This window comes from Citrobacter sp. FP75 (genome assembly GCF_018342065.1).
Taxonomy (GTDB): domain Bacteria; phylum Pseudomonadota; class Gammaproteobacteria; order Enterobacterales; family Enterobacteriaceae; genus Citrobacter.
In genome coordinates this window covers 55,035-67,992 of the sequence record NZ_JAFDOE010000007.1, presented here as the reverse complement: position 1 = coordinate 67,992, position 12,958 = coordinate 55,035, and the positions used below count along the sequence as shown (strand labels likewise).

The window sequence follows — 12,958 nt, the reverse complement described above, 5'->3', positions numbered from 1 at the left end:
CCCTTACTTGTTCTGGTAATCTTTCAGGATTTGACGACCCGCAACGTAGATCATGATTTCATCCGTGCCGCCGCCAATACGCTCACAGCGTACATCGCGCCAGAAGCGAGAAACACGCGCTTCATCGGTATAACCCAGACCGCCCATAATCTGAATAGAGTCGTCAATGACTTCCATTGCCGTACGCGCGCAGTACAATTTTGCCAGCGCAGCGCTGGTCCGCAGCGACTGTTTCTGATCGGCCTGCCAGGCGACCTTCAACACCATATTGCGCATGTTCTCGATTTTAACCGCCATCAGCGCCAGTTTTTCCTGGATCATCTGGTTATGGCCAATTGGCTTGCCGAATGCAATACGTTGATTAGCGTAACGGGCGGCATCTTCGAAGGCGCACTCGGCAAAGCCGGTGCTGCGCGCGGCGTTGATCAGCCGCTCCATTTCAAAGTTGTACATCACGTTGAGGAAGCCCATACCCTCTTCGCCGACCCTATCGCTTTCGTCCACTTCAACATCATCAAGATAGACTTCGCAGGTGCTTAACATGTGCCAGCCGATTTTGTGCAACGGATTCACCTTAATGCCGGGTTTCTTCGAGTCTACCCACCACAGCGTAAAGGCTTTCTTCGGATCTTTAGGCTCCGGATCGCGTGCCAGTACCAGCATGTACGGGTACTCTTTCGCACCGGTAATAAAGGTTTTTTGCCCGTTCAGATACACTTTGCCGTTTTTACGGGTGTAGCTGGTGGTGGCACTGTTGTTGTCAGACCCGGCACCCGGTTCGGTTAATGCCAGCGCATACGCCGGATCGCCGGTTTCCATGGTACTTTCTGCCGTTTTACGCAACTGCTCGGCGGAACCAAAGCGCAGCATGCTGTGAATGCACTGCCCGTTAGTGATCAAAAATGCCGGGGCGCCACATTTTGATACTTCCATCAGCGCCAGCATCTGGGTGACATAATCAGCCGGAATACCGCCGAACTCTTCCGGCACGCCCAGCATCGAAATGCCGTTATCTGCAAGGGCGCGCATAAACTCTTTCGGGTAGGTGGCCGTCTGATCGCAGGTGCGGAAATATTCTTCCGGGAAATTGCTGGCGATCAGTTCGCGAATGCTGGCAAGCAGCAGCTCTTGTTCTTCAGTTAACGAAAAGTCCATGAGGGTACTCCTTTTAATTGGCGACGTCAGGCAAGACAAAACCCATTGAGATAGTGTTAAATAATCTTTCGTCCATGAGCTTTAGCTCAGGAGAAATAACCGGGGAAAAATCCATTTTGTCGAGAATATCTTCTTGCAAAGAAACGCCAGGGGCAATTTCCACTAAATGGAGGCCATCCTCTTTTAAAGTAAAGACGGCACGTTCGGTGATGTAACGCACATCTAATCCGCGTTCGAGTGCAATTTTTCCACTGAAGGTTATTTCAGGTAATTCACTGACGAATTTTTTCACCCGACCTTCCTGGACAATATTTAACTTACCGTCGGCGATCTCTGTTTTCAGACTACCGGCCGTGAGCGTGCCGCAGAAAATAATTTTCTTCGAGGTGGCGCTAATATCGATAAATCCACCAGTGCCCATGATTTTGCCATTGAATTTATGCACGCCGACGTTGCCGTGGCTGTCCACTTCGGCAAAACTTAAATAGCACACATCCAGTCCGCCACCGTGGTAGAAGTCGAACTGAGAGGTCATATCCATAATGGCACGGGTGTTAACGTTGGCACCGAATGCAATGCCTTGTGAGGTAATTCCCCCCACGGGGCCGGTTTCTACCGTCAGAATAAAGTCATCGGCGCAGCCTTCTTCACGTGCGACAAGGCCAATGCCGTCGGCGATACCCACGCCCACATTACCGACTGCCCCCTTACGCATTTCGAACAGGGCGCGTCTGGCCACCAGTTTGCGTTGGTTGAGCGGTAGGGGCGTCTGCTGGCTGTCATCAAGGACAAAGTCGCCAGAAATAAAGCGATTCACCGGCGCACCGCCGTACAGTTGGGTCTGGTCAGGGTCAACCACCACGATATCCACCAGATAGCCCGGAATACGCACCGCTTTGGGATGCAGGGTGGCTTTCTTGACCATTTTTTGCACCTGCATCATGACGATGCCGCCGTTGTTATGCACGGCCTGGGCAATCACCAGCGCATCAAGGTACATCACTTCATCTTCAAACGTGGCGTAGCCTTCGCTATCACAGGTGGTGGCGCGAATGAAGGCGATGGTTGGTGCGATGGCTTTGTAGTAGAGGTACTCCTTGTTGTCTATCTCCACCAGCTTGATCAAATCTTCCGTCGTCACTTCATTAAGTTTGCCGCCCTGTTGGCGAGGGTCAATAAATGTGCCAATACCGATATCACTCAAAATGCCCGGCTGATGGGCCGCCGATGCACGCAATGTTTGGGTTAATACCCCCTGGGGATAGTTATAGGCGGCGATTTTATTTTGTTCGGCGAGTTCGGCGATCCGTGGCGATTGTCCCCAGTGTCCGCACAGCGCCCATTTCACCAGGCCTTCCTGCGCCAGCGGGCTAATACCCCGGTCGGCGCGGTCGCCCAGTCCTGTTGGGCTAATCAGTGATAAATTGCGTGGTGACTGACTGTTTTTATATTTATCGGCCAGTGCGTTAATTAGTGTAGTGGCTTCCAGAATACCGCCGCCGGCGCCTAATACACAAAGGGTGGCTTCATCAGGAATATAATTAATTGCGTCCGCCGCCGATAATATCGGTACCCGACCGTCAATACGTTCAGGTCTGTTAAGTTTCATATGGACTCCAGATGACAGGCGTGCGCCTGTCGGTCATTTTATTCGACAAAAATAATATACGTAGTTTGAATGTGTTTATCCGTCTGCCCACTATTCGCCGAGACGCGAATAATAGGGCAGGGGGTTATTTAAAACAGTACAGAAATATTTTGTTATTAAGCCTGATGCAATATTGTCAGTACGGTACGCAGATCGGAGACCGAGATTTGCCCGGGAGCCGAGGCTTTTTTCACCGCCCCAAAGGTCGCCGCAGAGCCAAAGACCTCACCCGCCAGCCGCGAAATGACGCCCGTTTTGGCCATCGACATGGTGATAATTGGGCGGTCAGCGTAACGCTCCTGCATTTCAAGCGTGGCGCTAAGCAGCGTCAGGACATCTGTTTTATTTTGCGGCATCAGCGCAATTTTCGGGATATCTGCGCCCAGTTCCTGCATTTTACGCAGACGCTGGATAATCTCTTCCGCCGCCGGTGTTTGGTGGAAATCATGATTCGACATAATCACGAAAACCTTCTTCGCGTGCGCATGCTCGACGGTGGCTTTGACCTGCTCATCACCGGTGAACAGCTCCAGATCGATCATATCCACCAGACCGCTATCTACAGCCGCTCGATTAAGCGCAATATAGTCTGCAACAGACAGCGCCTGTTCACCGCCTTCTTTGGCGCTGCGGAAGGTGAAAAGCAGCGGTTTATCGCCCATCGCGTCGCGGATCGCACGGGCGGCTTCCAGCACCGCGTCAATAGAAGAGACATCGGCAAAATGGTCAACGCGCCATTCCAGAATGTCGAAGTCTGCTTTGCGGTAGGCCAGCGCTTCGGTTTTTACCGTGGCGATATCATTACCCATCAGCGAGACGATGATCTTCGGCGCACCCTCGCCAATCACGAGGTTTCTTACGGTTACGGTTTTCATTGATTACCCTTTAAATATTTACTGATACTGGCCCGTCAGGCGGCAAAACCCATAACCTGTTTCACATACTCCAGCGGGAAATCTTTCCCGGTCCAGAGCTTAAACTGTTCAGCGCCTTGCCATAACAACATGCCGTATCCATCAATTGTTTTGCAACCGGCACGTTGCGCCTGCTGCAGTAACCTGGTCATATGTGGGTTGTAGACGCATTCGGTCACCAGCAGATCCGGGCGTAGCAGCGACACATCGCTAACAATGGATTCGTTTTCCAGCGGCTTCATGCCAACTTTTGTACCGTTAGTCAAAATATCTGCGCTGGCCAGCGCTTCGGCAAAGGCCCGCTGGTCGGCCAGATCGATAACGGTCACCACACACTCGGTGTTTTCATTGACGCGTTTGGCAAATTCCACTGCTTTTTCAAAGAACTCATCTTTACGGTTAAAGAGCTTAATTTCTTTGATGCCTTCAATGGCCGCTTGTGCGCCAATAGCGGTAGATGCACCACCCGCGCCCAACAGTACCATGGTTTTGCCTTTTATATCGAAGCCGCTTTCTTTAATGGCGCGAATATGGCCAGTGCCATCGGTGTTGTAGCCGCGAAGATAGCCGTTGTCATTGACGATAGTATTGATGGCGCCGACCAGTTTCGCGGCGGGGGTTAATTCATCAACATACTCACATGCCAGTTGTTTATTGGGCATAGAGACGCCAGTACCGCGCATCTTTAACGCTTTCAACCCTTCAATAGCCCCGGCAAAGGTTGAGTTATCGACTTCAAATGCCATGTAGGTAAAAGGCAGTCCGGCTTTTTCCAGCGCTTTATTTTGCATTTCTGGTGACAGACTGTGTCTGATTGGGTAGGCCATCAGGCCAATCAGTTCATATTTTGCAGTGACATCCATTTAAAACTCCTTGAGAACTATTTATTGAAAATAACGTTCGCCTAACCGCACATCGTTTTTCGGTATATCAAATACGCGGTAGTAACGGATAAATACGATAATGGCCGTGATAAATGCCAGCAGGGCAAAGACCAGGTCGAGCAAAATAATGTATTGCAGGCCAATGTTAGACAGGTAACCGGTGATCAGCGGGATAATAAAGTTGGCGACGCCACCCATCATCATATAAACACTGGTGACTTTGGCTTTGCTCTTTGGGAAGAATTCCGACATCACTGACACGCCCAGTTGTAAAATACCGCCCGCTGCAGAGAACCCGATAAGAAATGAGCCTGCGTTACAGACCAGCGGTGAGGGATACAGATAGATAATCGCGGCCGTAATGGTTGCCAGTCCGGCATTAAATACGTTTGCCCAGATCGGACGGACTAATCTCTTCAGCAGTGCCGCAAAAATAAAGACGCAGACCAGTGAGCCCATGCTGTAATAAGAGATGGTTTTCAGCGCGTCGGCTTCCGCCATTCCGGCAAACGCCATGGCGTACTTCGGCATCCAGACTACGATAACGTAAAAGGTTGAAAATGCGGCGACGCCAAACATAACTGACGCCACGCCTTCCAGCCACACCAGCGGTTTGCTGTTCATCTGCGGCAGCTCTTTCGCGACAACAGCATCCACGAGTTGGCTGGGGAAACGGCTCTTTAGCAGCATTAAGGTGATCACCACGAACAGAACGCCTGGGATAATCACCGCATAGCCGTACCAGATATGATTAAGCAGCATGGTACTGACAATGAGCGGGTAGATCATCTGCCCGAACGACACCATTGCCTTCACCAGAATAACCGCTGAACCGGACGCTTTGGGGAAACACTCCATTAATGCCGGATAGCCACCGGTATCCAGCGCGGAGTTCGCGACGCCAACGCAAACCGCCAGAATAAAGGCAATCATCAAATTCGGGCTGGCGGGAATACCGAAGAAGAACAGCATATAAAGAATGACGCCTAGCAGGATAATGGCCCGACGACCAAATTTATCGGAAAGTACGCCAAAGAATAATATACTGACCATTCGCCCCAGGCCGATGCCTGATATTAAATAGGCGATCCCAGCATTGTCGGTGGAGAATTTCTCTGCAAGAGAGGTCATGTTTTGCGCCAGGGTAATGACGCTAATACCATGCAGGAAATAACTGAAATAAATACAGACTATCGCCAGAAAAAATGGCGTATTAAAGGCCTTGTTCTGAGACATTTCGCAAAACTCCTTGCGGGTTTTAAAATTGTTCTGTTTTCATCGTGCTAATTTTAATTACGATGATGATGTTATTACTATACCGAGTGGCGGGTACTGAACCTACATAGCATGACGTTTTAGTGACCAGGTATATTGCATGCCAAAGTGTGAAACTTAAATCTTCCTGCTGCCGTTTTGTTGATGTTTTAAATATTCACGCAATTATGTTGCAGACGGGGAGAACAATATTGCATCCACGCTATTCGGCAAGTGGCGCCATTTTTAGCGGATGTTTTGACGCCATGCGACTGCGATAACCAATAAACAATGCCAGCAGGAAGCCGACGGCGGCCATGCCGGTATCAAACCACATAATATGGGCAATGCTGGTTTGTGAGAGCCTTGCCGTAATCAGAGGGATGGTGAAGGTCGCAATGCTGCCCGCGCTGTAATAAATACCGGTGGCTTTCCCTTTGGCATGCGGGAAGCGTGCTGCCATCAGCGTTAACCCGATTTGTACCACGCCGCCAGCGGAGGAAAAACCGATGACAAAGGCGAAGGCGATCACCACTGTGGGGGTGGGATGCAGGCAGACCGTCAGCAGCGCGATAAGCGAGATAAACGTGTAAAGCATCAGCAGGGATGGCGCGTGTTCGGCCTTCCTCACCAGCGGTGCGGTGATCAACACGCACAGCAGTGAACCGCAGGTATAAACACTTAACAGCTTAATGGATAACGTATACGACATTCCGGCGACAAACTGACCGTACTGTGCCAGCCACTGACTCACCAGGTAAAAGGTCGCCATCGCGATGTAGCCGTACAGAGTGTAGCTGCCAAGATCGAGCAGGGAACAGCGATGCCTGGCCACCGTCGTTTCCTGTATGGCCCTGGTAGCAGGCTGATTCTCCGCAGGCGACGGAAATCGACAACGGAATAAAAATACGCCATTGGCAAGCATCATCCCCGCGGCAAGCAGGAAGGACCAGCCAAACCACAGTTCGGCCCACACCAGCAGGCTGGTGACCATCGGCAACAGAAACTGCCCGCTGGAAACAAACGCTTTTATCAGAATATTGGCGGTGCTGGGAGAGTGGGGAAATGCCTCCATCAGGCTGGGATAGGTTCCCGCATCGAGAAAACTGTTTGCCATCCCGGCTAAAAAACCAAACGCGTAGGCAATGTAAATACTGTGTGTATTGATAATGCCAACGAAGAAACACAGGTAGCAGAGCATGCCAAGCAGGATAAACGGCCTGCGGCCATAGCGATCGGAGAGTAAACCAGCCAGTAATAAGACGCTTAATCGGCCAATGCCGAGGGATGAAATAACAATCGACACGCCTGCCGCATTGGTTTGCCATTGTTGTTCTAATGAGGACATATTGAGGCTCATCAGAATGACGCCCATGCCGTGTACGAGGTAATTAAGGTACAGCCCTATCGCGGTGGAGAAATAGGTATTTTTCATATTGTGTTACTCAGCGAAAAGGCTAAATGGGAGTGGTGTTACCGTCTCTTAACACAAACGCTCAAGGTCGTGAGCATAGAGTTCAACAGCCGCTGATTGATAGATTTTCCAGCCTAGAAAATCATCGTGGTTATAAACCGTTTGAAAAGAGATGAGATCGGGGAAAAAACGCATGGTGTTATTACCAATACGATTGTTTATTTTTTCGATAACTGCATTAATTCTTAACTTCCGCCTGGCTTTCATTTCTGCACAAATACAGGCGATGCGTTCAGGGATTTCTCTTTCGCCATTTTCCCATTGTTGCCATGCAGCAACACTGCTATCGCGCGCGATATACATGGCGCTTTCTTCTACCGTCATAGCAAAAATATGGCGGATAGCCTGCAATTCTAATGCGTTCATTATTTCATCACTTGATAAAAGACGGTGGAATAGTAATAGCATTCTTGTGGGTATTTCGACTTGAAGAGAGTCACAGTATCTTGTGCAATATTATTTGTTATTCAGAAGAGGGGATGCAGATGAAAAGACAAAAAAAAGCCCATCGTGGGAGATGGGCAAAGACTACACACAGCAATTCGTTGTTTCACTCAGGGGATTTCCATGCTTATAAATCAATGTGTTGATCTAAAGCCTTGAGACAATAGTAGGCATGTCGATTTTTCCCGTCGATCGGATTCATCTCAATAGTTTAAAAACTGTAAAGAATTTGCGACACAAATGAGAATTTACAGCCAGGAAGCGCGGGATTCACGTATTAGGCGGGAAGACATCAATAAACGGCGTTAAACAATCAGGCGGCAATGCCGCCTGATGTCGGGACTACTTGTTGTTTTCGATTTCTTCGAGGATCGCGTCTGGGTCGTTGCCGGGCGCAGGGGCTTCGTTCACCCAGGCGGAGAACAGACGCCAGGAAACGGCCAGGACCACCGGGCCGATAAACAGGCCAATCATGCCGAAGGCAATCAGCCCACCGATGACTCCGGAAAGGATGAGAATAAGCGGTAAATCGGCACCCATTCGAATCAGCATCGGGCGGATCACGTTATCCAGCGTACCCACCACAGCGCTCCACACCAGCAGCACCGTGCCCCAGGTAGAGTCACCCGTCCAGTAAAGCCAGATGATAGCCGGGATCAGTACTGGCAAGGGACCCAGCTGTACCAGACAGGACAGGATCATCAGCACCGCCAGCAGCGTGGCGTACGGCACGCCCGTGACTGCCAGACCAATGCCGCCGAGGACGGCCTGCACCAGCGCGGTTACGACCACACCCAACGCCACCGCACGGATCGCTTGCGCCGCCAGTAGAATGGCGGCATCGCCACGCTTAGAGGCCAGGCGACAGGCGAAGTGGCGAATACCTAATGCCACTTGTTCACCGCGCCAGTACAGCAGGGCGCTGAACAGCAGCATCAGACCACAATGCATCATAAAGCGGCCAATATGCGCGGCCTGACCAACAAACCAGGTGGTGGTTGTGCCGATATAAGGACGCACTTTGGCCATAATTGCCGCGCCGCCCATATCCAGCAGGCTGTGCCATGCACCATATATTTTGGCACCCACTAACGGAATACTGTTCAGCCACTCAAGATCCGGCAGCGTCATATCGCCAGCGGTTACGGCATGGATCAACGGGCCGCTGCCATCAACAATGCTGTTAACTAATAACGCGATGGGAATGATAAACAAAAGGACCAGCAGCAGGGTCATCACCAGCACGGCCAAAGATCGGCGTCCCCATAGCAATTTCTGTATACGCAGTAAGATGGGCCAGGTTGCAATAACCACGGTTCCAGCCCACGCAAAACCAAGGATAAACGGCTGCACAATCCATAGACAGGCCACAATCAAGATGGCTAAAAACAGCACCGAGAGCAGCACTTGCGCGATATCCCTGGGCTGACGGAAATTTACCATAAATACTTTTTCACCTTTTCTGTACGTCAGGACGTTGACGCGACGTGAACGCTTAAACCACACCCTATAATGATGAGCAATTTCAGCGGTTTTTAACAGGCTGATTCTGCCTTTAAATCTGCTGGGCGTATTAGAAAAAAATGTGATACAACAAACAAAGCAACACGCAAACGATTAAATTCACAACACAGACCGCAGGAAAGGGTCACTATAATGATTCCACAAATTTCTCAAGCACCTGGTGTCGTTCAACTGGTGCTCAATTTTTTGCAGGCGCTGGAGCAGCAAGGGTTTACGGGCGACACGGCAACGAGCTATGCCGATCGTCTGACAATGTCGACGGATAACAGCATCTATCAGCTTCTTCCTGATGCTGTGGTTTTTCCCCGTTCAACGGCGGACGTGGCGCTGATCGCCCGTCTGGCAGCTGAACCTCTCTTTTCCTCGTTGATCTTTACCCCACGCGGTGGTGGCACGGGAACCAATGGTCAGGCGCTGAATCAGGGCATGATCGTTGATATGTCCCGTTATATGAGCCGCATTATTGAAATCAATCCGCAGGAAGGTTGGGTACGGGTAGAAGCTGGGGTGATAAAAGATCAGCTCAACCAGTATCTGAAGCCGTACGGTTATTTCTTCGCGCCGGAATTATCTACCAGTAACCGGGCAACGCTTGGCGGGATGATAAATACCGATGCGTCCGGGCAAGGGTCGTTGGTTTACGGTAAAACCTCCGATCACGTACTGGGCGTTCGTGCGGTCCTGATCGGCGGCGATATCCTTGATACGCAGCCGATGCCGGTTGAGCTTGCCGAAATGCTCGGCAACACCAATACGACCATCGGGCGCATTTATAAGACCGTTTATCAGCGCTGCCGCGAAAACCGACAGCTGATCGTGGATAAGTTTCCGAAGCTGAATCGCTTTTTAACCGGTTACGATTTACGCCACGTCTTTAACGATGAGATGACCGAGTTTGATTTAACCCGCATCCTCACCGGATCCGAAGGTACGCTGGCCTTTATTACCGAGGCTCGCCTTGATATTACGCCGTTGCCGAAGGTGCGACGGCTGGTTAACGTCAAATACGACTCTTTTGATTCCGCTCTGCGCAATGCCCCGGTGATGGTGGACGCGCGCGCGCTGTCGGTAGAAACAGTCGACTCCAAAGTACTTAATCTGGCGCGCGAAGACATTGTCTGGCACTCGGTGAGCGAACTGATTACAGATGTGCCAGATAAAGAAATGCTGGGTTTGAATATCGTCGAGTTCGCCGGGGACGACGAAGCATTAATTAACGCACAGGTGAGCGCACTGTGCGAACGCCTGGACGGCTTAATTGCCCGTCAGGAAGCTGGCGTCATTGGCTGGCAGTTGTGTACCGAACTGGCGGGCGTTGAGCGTATTTACGCGATGCGGAAAAAAGCCGTCGGACTGCTGGGTAATGCAAAGGGGGCCGCAAAGCCGATTCCGTTCGCGGAAGATACCTGCGTACCGCCAGAACATCTGGCGGACTATATTGCGGAGTTCCGCGCGCTGCTCGACGGCCATGGCCTGAGCTATGGCATGTTTGGTCACGTGGACGCCGGGGTGCTACACGTCAGACCAGCGCTGGATATGTGCGATCCGCAGCAGGAAGTGCTGATGAAACGCATTTCGGATGACGTCGTGGCATTGACGGCAAAATACGGCGGTCTGCTGTGGGGTGAACACGGCAAGGGATTTCGTGCGGAGTACAGTCCGGCGTTCTTCGGCGATGAGCTGTACCGTGAATTACGCAAAGTGAAGTCGGCGTTTGACCCGCAAAACCGTCTGAACCCCGGCAAAATCTGCCCGCCGGAAGGCGTTGATGCGCCGATGATGAAAGTCGATGCGGTTAAGCGTGGGACATACGATCGCCAGATCCCGTTGGCTGTAAGGCAAGAATGGCGTGGGGCGCTGGAGTGTAACGGTAACGGATTGTGTTTTAACTTCGATGCCAACAGCCCAATGTGCCCGTCGATGAAAATTAGCCTCAATCGCATTCATTCGCCAAAAGGACGGGCAACGCTGGTGCGGGAATGGCTACGCCTGCTGGCTGACCGCGGCATCGATCCGGTTCATCTGGAAAAAGAGTTACCGGAAAAACGCGCCAGCTTACGCACATTAATTGCCCGCACCCGCAACAGCTGGCATGCGCGCAAGGGCGAGTACGATTTCTCGCATGAAGTCAAAGAGGCGATGTCCGGCTGTCTGGCGTGTAAAGCGTGCTCCACTCAGTGCCCGATCAAAATTGACGTTCCGGAGTTCCGTTCTCGTTTCCTGCAACTGTACCACACACGTTATTTGCGTCCGCTGCGCGATCACATGGTGGCAACCGTTGAGAGCTATGCGCCGTTAATGGCGCGCGCGCCGAAAACGTTCAACTTCTTCATTAACCAGCCGCTGGTGCGCAATCTTGCCAAAAAGCATATTGGCATGGTGGATTTGCCGCTGCTGTCTGCGCCGTCGTTACAACGTCAACTGGTGGGACACCGCTGTGCCAATATGACGCTGGAACAGCTCGAATTATTGAGTCAGGAACAGAAGGCCCGCACGGTACTGGTGGTACAGGATCCGTTCACCAGCTATTACGATGCGCAAGTCGTGGCCGATTTCATCCGCCTGGTAGAAAAGCTCGGTTTACAGCCGGTACTGCTGCCGTTCTCGCCCAATGGTAAGGCGCAGCATATTAAGGGCTTTTTGAATCGTTTTGCCAAAACGGCGAAAAAGACCGCCGAGTTTCTCAACCGGGTGGCGAAGTTGAACATCCCGATGGTGGGCGTCGATCCCGCGCTGGTGCTGTGCTATCGCGATGAATACAAGCTGGCGCTGGGTGAGCAACGGGGAGATTTCCATGTGCTGTTGGTGAACGAGTGGTTATCGAGCGTTCTGGCCTCTCAGCAGCCTACCGCTATCGCGGGTGAACCATGGTATTTCTTTGGGCATTGCACCGAAGTGACCGCCTTGCCGGGCGCACCTGCACAGTGGGCGGCCATTTTTGCCAGGTTTGGTGCGAAGCTGGAAAACGTCAACGTCGGGTGCTGTGGCATGGCGGGCACCTATGGTCATGAAGTGAAGAATCACCAGAACTCGCTGGGCATCTATGAGTTATCATGGCATCAGGCAATGCAGCGATTACCGCGCAACCGCTGTCTGGCTGCAGGGTATTCTTGCCGCAGCCAGGTAAAACGCGTGGAAGGTACGGGCGTTCGCCACCCATTACAGGCTCTGCTGGAGATAATTGGATGATCTGGAAACGTGAAGTTTCACTCGAGGCGCTCAATACCATGGGTGAGGGAAATATGGTTGGTCTGCTGGATATCCGTTTTGAGCGCATCGGAGATAATACGCTGGAAGCCACGATGCCGGTGGATCACCGGACTAAACAGCCTTTTGGCCTGTTACACGGCGGTGCTTCGGTAGTGCTGGCGGAAAGTATGGGGTCAGTAGCAGGTTACCTGTGTACCCAGGGCGATCAGAAAGTGGTGGGTCTTGAAGTGAATGCCAACCATATACGTTCCGCGCGGGAAGGGCGTGTCAGAGGGGTGTGCAGTGCGCTGCATACCGGTTCTCGCCACCAGGTTTGGCAAATCGAAATCTTTGATGAGCAGGAACGGCTGTGCTGCACCTCGCGCCTGACGACCGCTATTTTGTGACGCATGTTGAGTTTGGTCATTATCTGCGCAGGGAAAGGTGCTATACTGTGCAGGTTTTGAACACA

The 12,958-nt window shown here is 51.6% G+C and carries 10 protein-coding genes and 1 other RNA gene; 2 read left to right on the top strand and 9 right to left on the bottom strand.

The window, feature by feature from the left end; translation table 11 throughout:
* Positions 1-3: 3 nt before the first annotated feature.
* The 9 genes from JQ822_RS19725 to ydiK form a co-directional block, all read right to left on the bottom strand.
* Positions 4-1,155: an acyl-CoA dehydrogenase gene (locus JQ822_RS19725; protein WP_213134893.1), complete on the bottom strand. Its 1,152-nt coding sequence runs from the start codon at positions 1,153-1,155 to the stop codon at positions 4-6.
* A 13-nt stretch (positions 1,156-1,168) separates the two neighbouring features.
* On the bottom strand, positions 1,169-2,764 hold the full coding sequence (locus JQ822_RS19720; protein ID WP_213134892.1) for an acyl CoA:acetate/3-ketoacid CoA transferase: 1,596 nt from the start codon (positions 2,762-2,764) through the stop codon (positions 1,169-1,171).
* A 155-nt stretch (positions 2,765-2,919) separates the two neighbouring features.
* On the bottom strand, positions 2,920-3,678 hold the full coding sequence (gene aroD, locus JQ822_RS19715; protein ID WP_213134891.1) for a type I 3-dehydroquinate dehydratase: 759 nt from the start codon (positions 3,676-3,678) through the stop codon (positions 2,920-2,922).
* A gap of 35 nt (positions 3,679-3,713) precedes the next feature.
* A complete protein-coding gene (gene ydiB / locus JQ822_RS19710; protein ID WP_213134890.1) occupies positions 3,714-4,580 on the bottom strand; it encodes a quinate/shikimate dehydrogenase in 867 nt (288 codons plus the stop codon).
* 21 nt (positions 4,581-4,601) lie between these two features.
* A complete protein-coding gene (locus JQ822_RS19705) occupies positions 4,602-5,837 on the bottom strand; it encodes an MFS transporter (RefSeq protein ID WP_213134889.1) in 1,236 nt (411 codons plus the stop codon).
* A 241-nt stretch (positions 5,838-6,078) separates the two neighbouring features.
* Entirely contained in the window at positions 6,079-7,290 is a 1,212-nt protein-coding gene (locus JQ822_RS19700) for an MFS transporter (protein WP_213134888.1), read from the bottom strand.
* 48 nt (positions 7,291-7,338) lie between these two features.
* Positions 7,339-7,695, bottom strand: coding sequence for a YdiL family protein (locus JQ822_RS19695; protein WP_213134887.1), 357 nt, complete (start codon positions 7,693-7,695; stop codon positions 7,339-7,341).
* A 127-nt stretch (positions 7,696-7,822) separates the two neighbouring features.
* Positions 7,823-7,930: antisense sRNA RprA (rprA, locus tag JQ822_RS19690), an RNA gene on the bottom strand.
* 185 nt (positions 7,931-8,115) lie between these two features.
* Positions 8,116-9,216: an AI-2E family transporter YdiK gene (gene ydiK, locus JQ822_RS19685; protein WP_213134886.1), complete on the bottom strand. Its 1,101-nt coding sequence runs from the start codon at positions 9,214-9,216 to the stop codon at positions 8,116-8,118.
* A 213-nt stretch (positions 9,217-9,429) separates the two neighbouring features.
* Here ydiK and ydiJ point away from each other — a divergent pair, with 213 nt between their 5' ends.
* The gene (gene ydiJ, locus JQ822_RS19680) at positions 9,430-12,486 is read left to right on the top strand and encodes a D-2-hydroxyglutarate dehydrogenase YdiJ (RefSeq protein WP_213134885.1); all 3,057 of its coding nucleotides are present in this window, start codon (positions 9,430-9,432) and stop codon (positions 12,484-12,486) included.
* Positions 12,483-12,893 (top strand): 1,4-dihydroxy-2-naphthoyl-CoA hydrolase, encoded by a 411-nt coding sequence (gene menI / locus JQ822_RS19675; RefSeq protein WP_213134884.1) that lies wholly within the window; start codon positions 12,483-12,485, stop codon positions 12,891-12,893. Before ydiJ ends, menI begins: the two co-directional genes overlap by 4 nt.
* Positions 12,894-12,958 lie beyond the last annotated feature (65 nt).